The organism is Balneola sp. (assembly GCA_003712055.1).
In the GTDB taxonomy this organism is placed as follows: Bacteria; Bacteroidota; Rhodothermia; order Balneolales; family Balneolaceae; genus RHLJ01.
This window is the reverse complement of sequence record RHLJ01000001.1, coordinates 122,574-139,794: the sequence shown is the minus strand read 5'-3', so window position 1 is coordinate 139,794 and position 17,221 is coordinate 122,574. Positions and strand designations below refer to the sequence as shown.

13 protein-coding genes are annotated in these 17,221 nt (G+C 39.7%); 5 read left to right on the top strand and 8 right to left on the bottom strand.

The window, feature by feature from the left end; genetic code table 11:
* Nucleotides 1-2: 2 nt before the first annotated feature.
* The 5 genes from ED557_00615 to ED557_00595 form a co-directional block, all read right to left on the bottom strand.
* Nucleotides 3-1,220, bottom strand: a complete 1,218-nt coding sequence (locus tag ED557_00615) for an acetate kinase (GenBank protein ID RNC85311.1) — start codon at nucleotides 1,218-1,220, stop codon at nucleotides 3-5.
* A gap of 2 nt (nucleotides 1,221-1,222) precedes the next feature.
* Nucleotides 1,223-2,446, bottom strand: a complete 1,224-nt coding sequence (locus tag ED557_00610; GenBank protein ID RNC85310.1) for a hypothetical protein — start codon at nucleotides 2,444-2,446, stop codon at nucleotides 1,223-1,225.
* Nucleotides 2,428-2,877, bottom strand: coding sequence for an NUDIX domain-containing protein (locus ED557_00605; protein ID RNC85309.1), 450 nt, complete (start codon nucleotides 2,875-2,877; stop codon nucleotides 2,428-2,430). The genes ED557_00610 and ED557_00605 overlap by 19 nt, the downstream gene beginning before the upstream one ends.
* A 9-nt stretch (nucleotides 2,878-2,886) precedes the next feature.
* Entirely contained in the window at nucleotides 2,887-3,360 is a 474-nt protein-coding gene (gene greA / locus ED557_00600) for a transcription elongation factor GreA (GenBank protein ID RNC85308.1), read from the bottom strand.
* 115 nt (nucleotides 3,361-3,475) lie between these two features.
* The gene (locus ED557_00595; protein ID RNC85307.1) at nucleotides 3,476-4,702 is read right to left on the bottom strand and encodes an MFS transporter; all 1,227 of its coding nucleotides are present in this window, start codon (nucleotides 4,700-4,702) and stop codon (nucleotides 3,476-3,478) included.
* A gap of 93 nt (nucleotides 4,703-4,795) precedes the next feature.
* Between ED557_00595 and ED557_00590 the strand changes: the two genes are divergently transcribed.
* Together ED557_00590 and ED557_00585 are read left to right on the top strand one after the other, a co-directional pair.
* Nucleotides 4,796-5,332: a TrmH family RNA methyltransferase gene (locus ED557_00590; protein RNC85306.1), complete on the top strand. Its 537-nt coding sequence runs from the start codon at nucleotides 4,796-4,798 to the stop codon at nucleotides 5,330-5,332.
* Between the two features lie 88 nt (nucleotides 5,333-5,420).
* Nucleotides 5,421-6,983, top strand: coding sequence for an AbgT family transporter (locus ED557_00585; GenBank protein RNC85305.1), 1,563 nt, complete (start codon nucleotides 5,421-5,423; stop codon nucleotides 6,981-6,983).
* A gap of 105 nt (nucleotides 6,984-7,088) precedes the next feature.
* On the opposite strand, the gene ED557_00580 is transcribed toward ED557_00585, so the two are convergent.
* The 3 genes from ED557_00580 to ED557_00570 form a co-directional block, all read right to left on the bottom strand.
* The gene (locus tag ED557_00580; protein RNC85304.1) at nucleotides 7,089-8,198 is read right to left on the bottom strand and encodes a DUF3524 domain-containing protein; all 1,110 of its coding nucleotides are present in this window, start codon (nucleotides 8,196-8,198) and stop codon (nucleotides 7,089-7,091) included.
* Nucleotides 8,199-8,314: 116 nt separating this feature from the next.
* Nucleotides 8,315-10,159: a DNA mismatch repair endonuclease MutL gene (gene mutL, locus ED557_00575; protein RNC85303.1), complete on the bottom strand. Its 1,845-nt coding sequence runs from the start codon at nucleotides 10,157-10,159 to the stop codon at nucleotides 8,315-8,317.
* A complete protein-coding gene (locus ED557_00570; protein ID RNC86125.1) occupies nucleotides 10,160-10,372 on the bottom strand; it encodes a hypothetical protein in 213 nt (70 codons plus the stop codon).
* A gap of 222 nt (nucleotides 10,373-10,594) precedes the next feature.
* On the opposite strand from ED557_00570, the gene ED557_00565 reads away from it, so the two are divergent.
* From ED557_00565 to ED557_00555, 3 genes are all read left to right on the top strand, one after another.
* Nucleotides 10,595-12,826, top strand: coding sequence for an NADP-dependent isocitrate dehydrogenase (locus ED557_00565; protein RNC85302.1), 2,232 nt, complete (start codon nucleotides 10,595-10,597; stop codon nucleotides 12,824-12,826).
* Nucleotides 12,827-12,828: 2 nt separating this feature from the next.
* Nucleotides 12,829-13,563, top strand: coding sequence for a hypothetical protein (locus ED557_00560; GenBank protein RNC85301.1), 735 nt, complete (start codon nucleotides 12,829-12,831; stop codon nucleotides 13,561-13,563).
* A gap of 230 nt (nucleotides 13,564-13,793) precedes the next feature.
* Nucleotides 13,794-17,165 carry a YHYH protein gene (locus tag ED557_00555; protein ID RNC85300.1) on the top strand — a complete coding sequence of 1,124 codons (3,372 nt, stop codon included), beginning with the start codon at nucleotides 13,794-13,796 and terminating at the stop codon, nucleotides 17,163-17,165.
* Nucleotides 17,166-17,221: the final 56 nt, after the last annotated feature.

Here is a 17,221-nt window from a genome sequence, read left to right as displayed (position 1 = left end):
AATTATGCCCATGGAGTTTGTCTGGCAGCAATAGCAATTTTAGCAGAATCAATTGCTATTACCAGTTCTTCATTCGTCGGGATAACGTAAATATCTACCTCTGAGTCTGCTGCACTTACTTTTTTATCATCAGGTACATTTTTATTCAAGGTCTCATCTAGTTTGATTCCAAGCCCGTCCATTTCCTTTAAGATTAAAGAACGAATTTGGGGAGAATTTTCACCTATTCCTCCAGTAAAAACAATTGAATCGGCTCCATTTAGTGCACCTATATAAGATGAAATATATTTTTTTACTCGATAGCAGAATACTTCGATAGCCTCTTTGCACCTTCTGTCACCATTTTCGGCTTCTTCTATCAAATCGCGCATATCAGCTGCATAACCACTCAGTCCTAATAACCCGCTATGCTTATTTAATAAAGCATGAACATTAGCTAGAGATAATTCTTCTTTCTCTATGAGGTAGAATAAGATAGACGGATCAAGATCTCCACTCCTTGTTCCCATTACAAGTCCTTCTAAGGGAGAAAAACCCATACTGGTATCATAAGAATGACCGTCTTTAATGGCTGTAACTGAGGCGCCATTTCCGAGGTGACAAGTAATTACTTTAGATCCTTCTTTTTTTGTCCCACTCAATTCGAAGTATTGACGACTTACATAATAATGAGAGGTTCCATGAAAGCCGTACCTTCGGATTTTATATCTCCTGTATAACCTGTTCGGAATGGCATAAAGATAGGCATGAGCAGGCATTGAATGATGGAATGCGGTATCAAAAACAGCCACATGAGGTACTTTTGGCAAATGCTGTTTAGCAGCTCTTATTCCCTGTAAATTCGGAGGATTGTGTAAAGGAGCTATATCATAGGCTTGTTCTATGGCATCTTCAACATCGTCATCTATTAACACAGAGTCTTTAAAAGTCTCCCCACCGTGTGCTACCCGGTGCCCTACCGCTTCAATTTCATCTAAAGAGTGCAGGTAATCATTATCCGCTTCAATAAGTGATTCCATAATCACTCTTAATGCAACAGCATGATTATCAATCGCCATTGATTTTTGTACAAGCTTCTCTCCTTTGAATTCCTGCTTTATGATGGAGGTAACTGCACCAATTCGTTCTATCAGCCCTTTGCATAACGTATCCTTGTTATCAGTATCAATAAGTTGATACTTAATGGAAGAACTGCCGCAGTTTATGACTAGAATCTTCATACTTAGAATGCAAAAATGGCTCCCACGCCTATTAATTGACGAAATGAAAAATTGGAATCTCCCACTCCTACTTCTGATAGCCAGAATGGAACTTCATACCGAATAAAAATACCACGATCTTTACCTAAATAGTCAGGAATATTTAAAGATAATTGAAGACCAATACCAGCATCAGCTATTACATCTGTTTCATTACCATCGTTAGTATTTACAAACCCACCTTTACCTATATCCAGGAAAGAATAGCTTCTGAGTTCAGATACGTCTCCAACATATGGCACATTTGATAAAGCTTTTCCCAATGGATTAGGAAACTCAAGCTCCAGATTGCCAGAAATAATCGAAGTAAACATAGGATTCAGGTTTTCTGATAGGGCATCAATATCCTGATTTAGATACCCCCTTAAGTTTGCACTACCTCCTACATGAAAACTTCCTGCATTTAACCATGGTTGTGGTATAGTTCCTTTAGCTCTGGAAATACCATTGTTTAACCAGTTTGCTGGGGAGTCTAAACTGCTAAAGAATTGATATTCTGGTAAAGTGTTATCACTGCCAACACCCGTAAAACTTCTTAGCCTCAATTTAAAACCGCTATTCAGTTCTATTTTTTGGATCAATTCAAGGGTAGCTACCGAAAAAGAACCTGATTCTGTATTCAGGTTTTGCTTTACATCTAAAGTGGCTTCAAACCTAGTTTTTTCGGTGTTGAAGCTTTTTAATAAGACTATGCCTGCGATCGAAGTCCAATCATTCTGCCAAATTTGTTCGAAAGGCCTGTATTCGGAATCAAACATTTTACTTTGAGAGAAATAAATGGCCAACTCTTGATAATCATATTCATCGAACCCAGGTTGCCAGCGTTTATTAAACTGTAAACGATGTTGAGCGTACCCTGTTCGAACACTCGTTACTATCTGTATACTTCCTTCATTATTAAAGTCAGTAATTGCAGGTATTGGTTCTGTAAAAGACAAATAATAGGAAACTGGTAATACCGGTATCCAGGTGCTTACCCAAATCCCAGCATCAAGTCGATGAGGGCCGTCTTTAAATGAACCCTGAACTTCTCCGAAGGTCCTTAAGCCAAGCCTAATTCCATCTACATCGTTGTACCAAAGATCAGGAGCGAATGAGAATTTATATGGATCGTTCTGAGCAAATACAGATGAGCTCCCTATGGTGATAAATAGAAGTAAGATCGGTATTAAGCGGAAATTTGCCACTCTGGTAAAATTTGATCGTTTACAACTAACTCATGGGTAAGTTTGATCAATCTCTTTTGCTCGGGCCAGCAAATGTAATTATCAACTTCGGAAGAGCGTACCCATTTAAACTCCGAATGTTCCCGATCAAGTACAGGATCAGCTTCTATGGATAATTCAGCAGCAAAAGCAGGGATTTGATGTATTTGGTCAGAACTGGCTTCGTAGAAAGAGTTTATTGAAGGAATAGTCCAAAATAGAATGGGGCTCAATGATGTCTCTTCTGTTAGTTCACGAAGGGCCGCTTTCCAATACGTTTCTCCTTCTCTAACCTTTCCCCCGACCATCCGCCATTGATGTGCATATATCTTTTTTGAAGAACGAAGAAAAATCAAAAACTCAGGAGTTCCTTCATTCATTCGATAAGGATACACATCAATTAGCTTCTTCATAAACCAATATCAGATCTCTATTTTCTTGATCTCTAACTCTAATTTACCAGCTGGAACCTCAATCTCAGCTACATCCCCTACCTTCTTGCCTAGCAAACCCTTACCAATCGGAGAATCAACGGATATTTTTCCTTTTGCAAAATCTGCTTCATTAGCCGACACAAGAGTATAAGCCATTTCTTTGTTCATCTTCTTGTTTAAGATGGTAACCTTGGTAAGAACCCTAACCTGACTTAAATCCAGGTCTTTTGCATCAAGGATACGTGCATTAGCAAGTATATCTTCTAATTGGGTAATTCGGGTTTCCATATGACCCTGAGCTTCTTTCGCTGCATCGTATTCGGCATTTTCACTCAAATCTCCCTTAGCTCTGGCTTCAGCTATATCATCAGCTATTTCTCTACGGCCACGGGTTTTCAAATCTTTTAATTCAGCATCCAGCTTGTCATAGCCTTCTTGTGATAAATATTGGATGTTACTCATTTCAATTCAGTTTCTTCCGTTTCAAAAAATAAAAAAAGCATCCCGCCCTTCGCGGAGTGCTTTTCTTGACATTTTGAAAATAAGGTTATCGGGGGTGTTTTTCTACTCTAAATGGCTAAACCATTTCACTTTCATTTTTCCTAAAAATAAAGATAGCAAACAACAGGGCCATGAAGGTAAGTGCTGAACCGGCAACAAAAGCCGCACCTGGTAAATCCACAGGAGCGCGCTCACTTGTGAAATAGCCAAATAGTCCTGTCATAAAAGGTGGGCCTATAATTGCGGTAAAGCTTATCAAGCTTGTTAATGATCCTTGTACTTCCCCTTGCTGATTATCCTCTACTTCGTTTGAGATAATCCCTTGCAAAGCAGGGCCAGCAAATCCTCCTAATGCAAAAGGAAAAATAAATGCTAAAAGTGCAATGCCGGATGGAGAAAAAGCGAATGCTAAAAAACCTAAGGTAGAGAACATTAAACCCACATATACCGAGTTAACCTCCCCTATTTTGGGGATTACAATCCTGGTTAACCCGCCTTGGACTATCGCTACTGAAATCCCAACTATTCCCAATGATAAACCAACCATTGCCTCATCCCAACCAAATTTTTCCATTGTAAAGTAAGTCCAGGTGCTTTGAGTGGCATGATGAGACATATAGAGAAGAAAGAATACCCCTACTAGTCCTGAAATAGCTGGGAATTTTCTTATTTGTTGCAACGAACCTAGAGGATTGGCTCTTTTCCATTCAAATGGCCGTCTTTTTTCTTTTGGCAATGATTCCGGAAGTATGAAATAACCATACAAACAATTAACGAAGGCTAAACCAGCTGCTGCAAAAAACGGAATCCTCGATCCCAGCTCACCTAATAAGCCTCCAATAACCGGACCTATGATGAATCCTAACCCAAAGGCAGCACCTATTAAACCAAAATTTTGAGCTCTTTTTTCCGGTGTTGAAATATCTGCGATATAAGCATTTGCCGTAGTTATACTGGCCCCTGTGATCCCAGCTACTATCCTTGCACCAAATAGCCAATAAATGGATGGTGCAAAACCTGTAATTACATAATCGATTCCAAAACCTGCTAATGAAAGTAACAGCACTGGTCTTCTACCAAAACGATCGCTTAAAGCTCCAATAATTGGGGCACAGGCGAATTGCATAAATGCGTAGCAGAACATTAACCATCCCCCATACAAAGCAGCTTTACTAAGCCCTTCACCGGTTAGCTCCATGATTAACTGTGGAATTACGGGGATAATAATACCAAGCCCTGTTACATCAATAAGGACTGTGACAAAGATGAATGTAAGAGCGGCTTTTCTTGGTTCTTTTTGCATAAAAATAGTGCGCAAGTATAGGTGTATTTAGCACTGATTGAAACTCGTTATTTCTGCTTAAGTGATCTTACTAAGAATACCTATCTTTAAGGCATGCCTAAAAAGCTTAGTACCCAACAAATATTGGAAGAAAATCTTTCTCAGGAAGCTCCTCCAAAAATGAGAACGATTAAAGTTGTATTACATAACATCAGAAGCCTTCATAATGTGGGCTCACTCTTTCGCTCTTGTGATGCGTTTGGAGTTTCTGAACTTATGCTCTCCGGTTATACCCCGCATCCACCCAGACCAGAAATATCAAAAACAGCCATTGGAGCTGAGGAATTTGTGCCATGGTCTGTTTGGGGAAGCTTTGAGGAATTGACTGATAGCCTAAAAAAAGATGGATATGTAATCATCGGACTGGAACAAATGGATGAGAGCATCTCCCTCCCCGAATTCTCCCCTGACAACCATGATAAGCTTTGTTTAGTAATGGGAAACGAAGTCACTGGTATTGATGACGATGCAATTCCTTTTATCGACCAATTCGTATCTATCCCACAGTTTGGGAAAAAACATTCTTTAAATGTATCAGTAGCTGGTGGCGTATTACTTTATTCTTTTCTTGAAAAGCTCTGGGGCAATTAAGCCGGGGTTCAAGAGTTCACTTTGAAAAAACACTTGTCTAATCCCCTAAACCGCTTATTTTAGCGCGTCACTAATTTAATCTTTCCAAATGAGTACTACTCCAGCTTCTAATTCTTTATTTAATCGTTTTCTAAATGGCATTGAAAAATCAGGAAATAAGCTCCCTGATCCGGCAATACTCTTCTTTTATTTAATGGCGATTGTCTGGATTCTTTCGGCTATCCTTGCTCCTATTGATTTTGGTGAGGTTCATCCTCGAACTGGAGATCCTTTAAACGTGAACAACTTATTGACCGGGCCTGCATTGGCTAATTTTCTGGCAACCATGGTGGGAACCTTCACAGGATTCGCTCCTCTTGGAATTGTACTCGTCGCAATGCTTGGTGTTGGAGTCGCTGAAAACTCAGGCTGGATTGATGCGGGTTTGAAGAAACTCCTTAATTCGACTCCAAAAATGTTGATCACACCCATGTTGATCCTAATCGGTATTGTAAGTCATACCGCTGCAGATGCAGGATACGTGCTTGTAATCCCATTGGGTGGAGTAATTTTTTACGCCGCAGGTCGACATCCATTAGCTGGAATCGCCGCTGCTTTTGCAGGAGTTTCAGGAGGTTTCTCAGCTAATTTCATCCCTTCAGCCATTGATCCTCTTATCATGAGCTTTACTCTAGAAGCGGCTCAGATTCTTGACCCTGAGATTAACCTGAACCCACTCAATAACTTCTATTTCACAGCACTTTCCTCTGTGTTAATCATTTTGGTGGGATGGTATGTAACGGACAAAATTGTAGAACCACGTTTAACTGGAACAGAGGTTGATGGAGATGAAGATGGAATGCCTCATATGGAAGATGTGAGCGATAAAGAAAGTCGCGCTTTCTGGATGGGTTTTGGGGCTATGATACTTGGAATCGTTGGCTTAATTGTCTGGGCAATTCCAGCAGATTCTGCTTTACGCGGCCCTGATATGATCGATCCTGATAAACTAAGTCTCACCTCATTTAATGCTCCGCTAATGCAGGCGATTGTTCCCCTGATTTTTGTACTGTTATTGATCCCTGGTGTCGTGTACGGTTTTGCTTCGGGTAAGTATAAAAAGTCGAAAGACATGATAGACAACATGTCCAAATCGATGCAAAGTATGGGATACTATATTGTAATGGCTTTTTTCTGTGCACTTTTTATTGATGCATTCGCGACATCTAATATTGGATTATTGGTAGCCTTAAAAGGAGCTCAATTCCTTCAATCTCTGGCTCTGCCTGGTCAGATTACTATTGTTGGGATTATCATTTTGAGTGCATTAGTAAACTTACTGGTAGGATCAGCTTCTGCAAAATGGGCCCTTATTGCTCCTATTTTTGTACCTATGCTTATGCAACTGGGTATTTCTCCTGATTTAACTCAGGCTGCATACAGAGTTGGAGACTCTGTTTCTAATATTATTACCCCACTTCTTCCTTATTTCCCACTGGTTGTAGTTTTCTGTCAACGATATGTGAAGAATACCGGGATAGGAACACTTATTTCTATGATGCTTCCTTACTCCATTATTTTCGGAATTGCATGGACCATCTTCTTGCTTATCTACTGGTGGATTGGAATTCCTCTGAGTTTCGAAGCTAACTACGTGTATCCAGCGATGTAGGTATATTAATCGACTTAGCTTTCTTTCTATGGTCATCCCGCATCACACCCTCCTGTCATCGGATTGTCCGGGATGACCGTCAAAAAAAATGGTATAAGTACAAAATTATGAGACCAGCTCTTCAAACAAGGCATCAAACTTTTTGTACTGCCTACTCCACTCAAGGTGTTTATTAATGTTTTGAAGAGTAGGTTTTGGAAGTGGCTTGGTAACACCAGTGAGTAAATTCTTTAGATGTAGGAACAGCTCATCTTCATTTTCATAAAGTACTGGAGCATGAAGTAAGGGATTATGCAGTGAATCAGGGATAAGTTCAGGATAGTGCAATGTTTTGGGAACTAATGGATGACACCCGCAATACACTGCTTCCATTATAGATACACAGAAAAACTCATACGTTGCTGTGGATACCACGATGTCACCGGAATGAAGCAGTTTGCTATACGCCTCTTTATCGTCTACATAACCGAAATGTGTGATTTGCTGACCAAATCGTTTCCAGGCTTTTTGAAATTCCTCTGGTTTTTCGTGTTTGCTGTCCCCCGCTAAGATTAGATCGAACTTAAGATCAATATCATTTAACCGATTTAGCACACGGAAAAACATGGCTGGGTTTCTATCGAACTGCCACCGCTGATTCCAAACTATAACAGGACGCTCATTCTTACTACGCAAATCGGGCTGTTCATCAAAGTATTTAAGGTCTAACCCGGGATGCATGACTACACTTTTTTCTTTGATCTGATCTGCAGTGTTATAGTGCTTATCATCGGGAAAATTATCAAGGAAGTCTGGTAAAGCTTCGATTAAATCATCTAAATGAAACTGGGATGAGAAAATAAGTTTATCAGCAACCAGCATGCTCAGGTAATTAATGTAGCAGTAAGTCATATCCCTAGCTTCTCCAGTTGGGATGGGCCGAGTAAACAGGTTTTCATGCATGTACATGATCTTTGGCGTATGAGCAAACCTGGGATTATTTAAAGCAAGAAAAGCCGGCAAATTGGTCATACTGCTAGCAAGCAATAAATCTATCTCTTCCTCAACCTGATTGGTCAGTTGAGCGAGTGTAACTGAATCCCCATGCATTCGCCATTTCCATCCTTTGTAGTTAAGCTTAATAGGGATGATATTATGCTTAGAATGCTTAGCCAGGCCTTTTAAAAAAGCTTTATGAGAACCACTATAAAAAGGCTCAATGGCAAGTATCGTCATCGTGCAGATTCCATATGAACATTTTGAACGGTTCCCATAACCGCCAGCTTTTAAAATTTTGGTTTTCGTTAATGGTTAATTGTTATTCGTAAAACAACTCAATTAACAAATAACCATTAACGAAACCGTGATTGAATTTCATCGAGCGAAAGATACACGATTGTCGGTTTTTTTAAAGGATCAAGATAAGGCTGCTCACAAGCGAAGAGTTGGTCTACCATAGATTCCATTTCCAGTTCGGTCAATTTCTTTCCTCTGGGTATAGCTGCTTTTGCAGCAAATGAAATAGCCAATCTGTCTCGAGCTTCCAGATTGATTTTTTGACCCAGCTCCTGGTATTCATGCAGCATAGCAATTAAGACTTCCTGCTCATTACCAATCTCAATATCAGCAGGTACTCCATTAATCATCGCTGTATTACCACTCATCAACTGGACTGAAAAACCCATTTGCGATATGATTGGAAGTAGCTCTTTCAATAGAATAAAATCAGAAGCAGATAACTCCATTGTTTGAGCAAATAGCAATTGCTGTGTACTAGGCAAAGCAGATTCGGTAGCACTTAGTGCTTTTTCAAATATGATTCTCTTATGAGCAAGGTGCTGGTCAATCATACACAAACCAGTTCGTGTTTGCGTGATGATATATGAATTATGAAGCTGCCAAAAGCTTCTTTCAAGAGCATCTGGCTGTTCTTTTAACTCAAAGGGTTCAGCTTCTGTATTTAGCTTAGAGGCATCTGTTTCCCGTTGATACAACTCCCTTGAAATCTCATCTCCTCTACCTCTAATAGATGAAGTATTGATCCTTGATGGAATATGAAATTCTCCTCCTTTACTCGACGAACTTTTTTGTGAAGCAGGTAAGTCGAACGAAAAACCAGCATCGAAACTTTTTGCTGATGTCTCAGAGGATAGAAATATGTCATCGCTTCGATCAATAGAGGGCACCTGAAAGTGATTATTCAATGCCCTGTTTACTACTGATTTGGCGAGTTGAATGATACTCTTCTCATCCTCGAACTTAATTTCCATTTTAGCAGGATGGACATTTACATCAATTTTAGATGGGTCGATATCAAAAAAAAGAGTGTAAAAAGGGTATTCGTTATTCCTTGTCCATGCATCATATAAGCTCAAAATCACATGGGTCAAATAACGATGCTGGAACGGGCGACCATTTACAAACAGGAACTGCTCTCCTCTGCTTTTCTTAGCAAGTTTTGGATCCGAGGCGTACCCGTGAATTTTTACATAACTAGTTTCCTCTTTAAACTCGATAAGACTGGCTTTATACGTTCTACCGAATATCAGAGCAATTCTTTCATTAAGTTCCTGAGTAGGCAAATTATAAATCGTTTCTCCATCGGCTATAACCTCAAAAGCTATCTGAGTATTGGCTAAAGCAGCATATTGAACCGACCTTAGCATATGCCTCAGTTCGGTTACATCTGTCTTCAAAAATTGTCGACGTGCCGGAACATTGAAAAAAAGATTTCTTACTGAAACAGAAGTACCGTTATCTGTGGCTGTAGGTTTTATTGCTCTTTGTTCCCCACCCCATAGCTCCATTTCCCATCCGTTTTCATCCTCTGCCCTTTTAGTTTTAACCAAAATTTGAGCTACAGAAGCAATAGAGGCCATAGCCTCACCCCGAAAGCCCATAGTCTTAATCTTGAACAGATCATCAACAGAATTAATTTTTGAAGTGGCGTGTCGCTCAAAACACAAAGGCAGGTCTTCATCACTCATCCCACACCCATTATCTATCACCTGAACAAGTGTTCGACCAGAGTTTTCAATAATTATTTTAATCTGATCTGCCCCCGCATCAATAGCGTTATCAAGTAATTCTTTAACAACGGAGGCCGGGCGTTGGATGACCTCACCTGCAGCAATTTTATTACTTATTTCAGGGGGGAGTTGATGTATTATTGAAGTGTGCTCTTGAGTAGTGCTCAATTAAACGTTGCCTAAAAGTGAGATTATATATACTACCAAAGCTAAAAACAGAGCCAACCCCAGTACTCGAATATGCTGCTTCGGTTTAACACGGTTATGTGTTTGGAATTTTATTCGGCGTTTTCTCCGGTTGTTTTCTCTCTCCTCCTTTTCCGGATCGTGGTACCTAAATGGTAAGTCGAATTTTTTAATTTTTGGCCGATAGCCAAACATGGGTCTTAACATGGCTTTACGGGTTCGTTAACCTTTAATATCAGAAACGGAGGTGTTCCGCCATTCGTGCATGAATATAATGATCAATTATCAATTAAGAATGATTCAATTTTATAATCCCGCACCTCAACATTAATTGACAATTGAACCATTCTTAATTGCTCCCTTTTTCGTAGTTTCCAAACCCAAAATTTTAACTGGAATTCATCATTCAGAGCACGTATGTCCAACGATAACGCCAAGATCATTTATACCTACACTGACGAAGCACCCGCTTTAGCTACTCATTCATTTCTCCCCATTATTGAGGCCTTTACAAAAGCAGCAGGAGTTGTTGTAGAAACAAGGGACATTTCGCTTGCCGGACGTGTGATTGCAAATTTTCCTGAATACCTGACTGATGATCAAAAGGAATCAGATGCCCTGGCTGAACTAGGTGAGCTTGCAAAGCAACCAGAAGCCAATATTATCAAGCTTCCGAATATTAGCGCTTCTATTCCTCAATTAGTGGCCACTATTAAAGAATTACAGGCTAAAGGTTATACACTCCCTGATTACCCTGAGGAACCAAAAAGTGATGAAGAAAAAAACATCAAAGCTAAATATGACAAGGTTAAAGGAAGCGCTGTTAACCCAGTTCTAAGAGAAGGAAATTCCGATCGAAGGGCTCCTAAAGCTGTAAAAGAATATGCCCGAAATAATCCTCATTCAATGGGAGCCTGGAGTTCTGACTCAAAGTCCCATGTATCAACAATGAGTGAAGGAGATTTCCGATCCAATGAGCAATCGGTTACGGCTGATAAAGCAACTACCATTCGAATCGAATTTAGAGGTCAGGTTGGAAATGGAATTACTGTATTAAAGGATGGGATTACACTTCAGGCTGGAGAAATCATGGATAGCTCCAAGATGAGTAAAAGTGCTCTTGTAGAATTCCTTGGGGAACAGGTTAAAGATGCCAAAGATAAAGGTGTCCTCTTCTCTCTTCATATGAAAGCAACCATGATGAAAGTTTCTGACCCTATCATTTTTGGCCATGGGGTACGAGCATATTTTGCCGATTTATTCGGAAAACACGGCCATACTTTTGATGAACTAGGTGTAGATGTAAGCAATGGTTTTGGAGACCTGTTAGCCAGAATTGAAGAGCTCCCTGCCGACAAAAAATCTGAGATCGAAGCAGATATCCGGGCTTGTTTTGAAAATGGCCCTGATTTGGCCATGGTTAATTCTGATAGAGGAATTACCAACCTACATGTACCAAGTGATGTAATCATTGACGCTTCGATGCCTGCTATGATCAGAACTTCGGGATGTATGTGGAATAAAGATGGAGATACTCAAGATACCAAAGCGGTAATCCCGGATAGTAGTTACGCAGGCGTGTACCAGGCTGTAATCGACTTTTGCCAGAAGCATGGTGCTTTTGATCCTACTACCATGGGTTCTGTTCCCAATGTGGGATTAATGGCTCAAAAGGCTGAGGAATATGGTTCTCACGACAAAACCTTTGAAATCGAATCAGCTGGATCAGTTCGTGTAATTGATGAAGCTGGAAATGTACTTATGGAGCATGATGTAGAAAAAGGTGATATCTGGAGAGCATGCCAGGTTAAAGATGCTCCTGTTCAGGATTGGGTTAAACTTGCAGTAAATAGAGCAAAAGACACCGGCGCTCCTGCTGTTTTCTGGCTGGATAAAACCCGGGCACATGATGCCGAGCTCATTAAAAAGGTAAATACTTACTTAAAGGATCATGATACCGATGGATTGGAATTACACATCATGAGCCCGGTTGAAGCCACTGAATTCTCTCTTGAAAGAATTAAAGAAGGAAAAGACACCATCTCAGTTACCGGAAATGTATTACGAGATTATCTAACTGACCTCTTCCCTATTCTTGAATTGGGAACCAGTGCCAAAATGCTTTCCATTGTTCCTCTTATGAATGGAGGTGGTTTATTTGAAACCGGAGCTGGTGGTTCAGCTCCAAAACATGTTCAACAGTTCGAGAAAGAGAATTACCTTCGCTGGGATTCTTTAGGAGAATTCCTGGCCCTCGCCGTTTCTCTGGAGCATTTAGGAAAAGTCTTTGATAATGGGGCAGCTAAAATTCTTGGAAGTACCTTAGATGACGCTACTTCTAAATTTCTACAGGAAAACAAGTCCCCTGCTCGACGACTTGGCCAAATTGATAACCGCGGAAGTCATTTCTATCTGGCGATGTACTGGGCTGAGGCTTTAGCTAACCAGGACGAAGATGCAGGATTAAGAGAACGCTTTGCAGCTATTGCTTCATCTATGGCTGAGAATGAAGCTACCATCAACGAAGAATTAATTGGAGCACAAGGTTCTCCGGTTGATGTTGATGGCTATTACAGAATCGATCGTGACCTGGCTGATAAGGCTATGCGCCCAAGTGAGACATTGAATGGGATTTTAGCAAGCATTTAATAATGAGTGTAAAGTCCAATAAAACACTCTTTCTGATTTTTTGTTGGTCATATTTGGGCTTTATGAATCTGTACTCCCAAAACTTAGATGATACGCTTTTCAATGAGTCATGTAACTGCTTTACCAACAATTTAACCGGACAAGTTAACCTGGAACTATGTCTTGGGACTTCCTCAAGTATATTTCAAGACAATGAAATTGAAATATTTGCTCAGATAATAGAAGATTATAATATCGATACTACTCTTACATCAATAACAGATTTACAATTTCTTGATGAATTTATCGACGAATGGGTTATCGGAAAACTCAAAAATTTAACTGAGAGACTAATTTTTGAATGCACATCCTTTTACGAGTATATAGATTCTGTAGTAGATAATACCGATTACATTAAGGAACTTGTTCCAATGGATTCCGCAATGGCCATTAAAAGAATCCCTGTATTTACTGAATTAATTGATAATGATCTAGGGTATACTCAAACCTTCACGCAGAGAGGGAGTCTATTTCTATTATTAGGTGAAACAGAAAAAGCAATAAGTGACTTTAATAAAGCTTTAGAACTCGATTCAACGAACACTAGTGCAATTAGTTTTCTCGGCTTCACGCATTTAATGGAGAAAAATTATTCGGAAGCGGAAATATATTTTGATGCTTTATATGATCTTACTGGTGAGATGGGTTTACTTATGTTCAGAAGCTTGATGATTAGGCGGCAACTTGACACAAAATAGCTTTAAGTTTTTTGGTTCAGCTATTTCCCCTTAAAAATTCCAACATAGATTTGATTTAAACTACTGCTTCCTCATATATCCATGATCGGTCAACATTGATTGGGAAGGTCGACAAAACAACTACAAGATGGATAATACCTTCCTCGCTGTTAGTCATTTAGACTCGAATTTTATAGAATTGTATAGAAATAAATTTCTATACAATTCTATACTTAAATAAATCAGTTTCTATGAAGTTTAGATACGCCTCCTTTCTCGCCATTCTTTGCATCTTCTCTCTTCTCTTTTTGGTTTGTAAAGACAATGCTGGTAGTAGTGAAGATATATTCAGTGCCAACGTAGAAATCAATGCTTCCTCTGCACAAGTATCAGAAGGTGATACACTGATTGTGACCGTAGACTTGAGTACTCAAAACACTTCTGGTGCTACTCTAAGGATACCATACTCAATCTCCGGTACTGCAACCAATGGTGAGGATTATACACAACTAAGTGGTATAGCTACTATTTCAGGTAATGAGTCTACTGCTACATTTGAAATTGTAATCATTGATGACGAAGAGGTTGAGGAAGAAGAAACAATCATCATCTCATTAGATGAGGATGATTTACCTGATGAAATAACACTAGGGTCTGACACAGAATTTACTATAACTATTCTGGATAATGATGAAGCTGGGTTTAGTGCTGAGGCAATAATTGCATCTTCTTCTATTGAATTAACGGAAGGCGGTGATGACATTACAATCACAGTCGAGCTTAGTTCAGTTAATACTTCAGGAAATTCGCTGCAAATACCTTACCTGGTTTCAGGAGATGCTACAAGCGGCTCCGATTTTAGTGAACTCAGCGGATCAGTATCCATTCCGGAAAATGAATCCAGTGCTTCTTTCCAGTTAGAAATAATTGATGATGATGAGGTAGAAAACTCGGAATCCCTAACAATAACTTTAGATGAAGCTAACCTCCCCGATAGTGTTAGCCTGGGATCTGAAAGTGAAATCACAATTACAATTCAGGACAATGATGAAGAAATCTTTATGGCAAGTGTTGTTATTGAAGCTTCTTCTACTGAATTAACCGAGGGCGATGAAAATATCACGATCACCATTGAGTTAAGCGAGCAAAACACTTCTGATACTGCCCTCGAAATCCCGTATACAATAGAAGGTAGCGCAACAAGTGGTACTGATTTTACCACGTTAAATGGTTCCGTCATAATTTCACAAAACGAAACCAGTGCTTCTTTTGAGATCAGCGTTATTGATGACGATGACATGGAGAACTCAGAAACAATAATTTTAACACTAACTGAAAACAATTTACCTAACGGTATTAGTGTTGGATCAGAGTCAGAGGTAACCGTTACGATTCTCGATAATGACGAAGACGATACTACATTTGATGCCAGTGTTACAATTAGTGCTTCTTCTACTGAATTAACAGAGGGAGATGATGACATTACAATTACCGTACAATTAAGTGCTTTAAATATTTCCGGGGGCTCACTTGATATCTCTTACTCTGTAAGCGGTACAGCTACAAGTGGTTCCGACTTTACAGCACTTAGCGGAACCGTAACTATTGATGAGAATGAATCCAGTGCTACCTTTGATATAAGCATTATCGATGACAGTGATATTGAAGGTTCAGAAACTATCACGTTAAGAATAATTGGAATGAATCTTCCTGAAGGCGTAAGTCTGGGTACAGAACGCGAAGTTACAATTACTATTCAGGATAACGATGAAGAACCATTTAGTGCAGAAGTAGAAATTTTATCATCTATTACTGCGCTTAGTGAAGGAGATGGTAATGTCACAATTACTGTAGAACTAAGTGAATCAAATACTTCTGGCGGTTCTCTTCAAATTCCTTACACCGTAAGCGGTACAGCTACAAGTGGTTCCGATTTTACAGCACTTAGCGGAACTGTTTCGATTGATGAAGATGAATCCAGTGCTACCTTTGATGTAAGCATCATCGATGACAGTGATATTGAAGATTCAGAAACCATCATACTCGAGATCGATGAGAGTAATCTACCTGATGGCGTAAGCCTGGGCACAGAGAGTGAACTCACAATTACGATCAGTGATAATGACATATTCAGTGCTAATGCTACGATTACAGCAAGTACTACTAGTGTAACTGAAGGTGATGCAAGTATTACCGTTACCGTAGAACTTAGCGCGTCTAATATTTCTGGGGGTTCTCTTCAAATTCCTTACACCGTGAGCGGTACAGCTACAAGTGGTTCCGACTTTACAGCACTTAGCGGGACTGTTACTATTAATGAAGATGAATCCAGTACTACCTTTGATGTGAGCATCATCGATGATAGTGATATTGAAGATTCAGAAACCATCATACTCGAGATCGATGAAAGTAATCTACCTGATGATATTTCTCTTGGTTCTGAAACTGATGTAACGATTACCATTTTGGATAACGATGAAGCTGACGAAGATCCTATAACTATTACATTTTCCGGTACCGATGGAAACAGTATTACTATTGATTCCTGGAATACTCTTAGTGATGTTGAAGGTTATGTGCTCTTAATCAATCACGAAGATAATTTCGATGATTTAACTGATGGAGAAACCTATCAAACCAGTACCTCCTATCGAGGAACTGATTCACAAGTAATTTTTGATGGAAGCTCTCCTGACGAATTTACGATAACATTATTAGCACAGGATGCGACTTATTACTTTAAAGCTTATCCATACTCAAGCGACGGTGTTTATGATAACTCGCAACCAGTATCAAGCACTAGTACAACTAGTTGTTCTTATAATAGTGAAGATGAAAGCCAAATTTGCTTGACAATGGATGAAAGTAGTGATTTAAGAACCATTGAAAGCAACCAACTGCCCAATCATGATACTGGGAACTTTCCAAATGCTGATGTCACTGCTACGGAACAATCATCTCAAGTGGATCTTACCCCCTCACTCTCAGGCGACATAACCTACATCTACGATGAGACTACAGGTCCTAACAAGAGACTAAAAAACTTTTATAGATTTGGTTTTGCGGTTAATGGATTAGGGTTCAATCCAATGGGTCTTCAACCATGGACAAACCCTGATACTGGAGAAGAAAACTGGGAATGGCAGGCAAAAGTAACCGATGAAGGTGATACCGATTTAGATGAGTATGGCGGTCATGTAACCAGCGGGGGTAAATATCATTACCACGGCGATATTACTGGATTAGCTACCGATGAGGATGGTTCCAAGCACTCCAAAATTTATGGATGGGCAGCAGATGGATTCCCTGTCTATTATAAATATGGTTATGTAGATGCCGAAGATCAAACAAGCGGCATCCAAGAACTGATATCTAGTTATAGTTTGAAATCAGGTTCTAGAGGCGGCGATGGCACAAGCGCTCCGGATGGAGATTACGACGCTACCTACATTCAGGATTTCGAATATATTGAAGGCAGCGGAGACCTGGATGAATGTAATGGCAGGTATGGGGTAACTCCTGAATACCCTGAAGGTACTTATTACTATGTGATTACCAGCGATTTCTCTAAGATACCGAATTGTTTCATGGGAACTCCCAGCGATGATTTTCTGATCGAGTAGCAGTAAATAATTTTATTTGTATCAAAGTTTGTAATGGATTAGTCTTGCAGAAACTA

What these genes read in the sequence shown, in the direction of transcription:
- ED557_00615 (RNC85311.1), bottom strand. Translation starts at nt 1,220, where the DNA reads ATGAAGATTCTAGTCATAAACTGCGGCAGTTCTTCCATTAAGTATCAA.
- ED557_00605 (RNC85309.1), bottom strand. Translation starts at nt 2,877, where the DNA reads ATGAAGAAGCTAATTGATGTGTATCCTTATCGAATGAATGAAGGAACT.
- greA (RNC85308.1), bottom strand. Translation starts at nt 3,360, where the DNA reads ATGAGTAACATCCAATATTTATCACAAGAAGGCTATGACAAGCTGGAT.
- ED557_00595 (RNC85307.1), bottom strand. Translation starts at nt 4,702, where the DNA reads ATGCAAAAAGAACCAAGAAAAGCCGCTCTTACATTCATCTTTGTCACA.
- ED557_00590 (RNC85306.1), top strand. Translation starts at nt 4,796, where the DNA reads ATGCCTAAAAAGCTTAGTACCCAACAAATATTGGAAGAAAATCTTTCT.
- ED557_00585 (RNC85305.1), top strand. Translation starts at nt 5,421, where the DNA reads ATGAGTACTACTCCAGCTTCTAATTCTTTATTTAATCGTTTTCTAAAT.
- ED557_00580 (RNC85304.1), bottom strand. Translation starts at nt 8,198, where the DNA reads ATGACGATACTTGCCATTGAGCCTTTTTATAGTGGTTCTCATAAAGCT.
- ED557_00570 (RNC86125.1), bottom strand. Translation starts at nt 10,372, where the DNA reads ATGTTTGGCTATCGGCCAAAAATTAAAAAATTCGACTTACCATTTAGG.
- ED557_00565 (RNC85302.1), top strand. Translation starts at nt 10,595, where the DNA reads ATGTCCAACGATAACGCCAAGATCATTTATACCTACACTGACGAAGCA.
- ED557_00560 (RNC85301.1), top strand. Translation starts at nt 12,829, where the DNA reads ATGAGTGTAAAGTCCAATAAAACACTCTTTCTGATTTTTTGTTGGTCA.
- ED557_00555 (RNC85300.1), top strand. Translation starts at nt 13,794, where the DNA reads ATGAAGTTTAGATACGCCTCCTTTCTCGCCATTCTTTGCATCTTCTCT.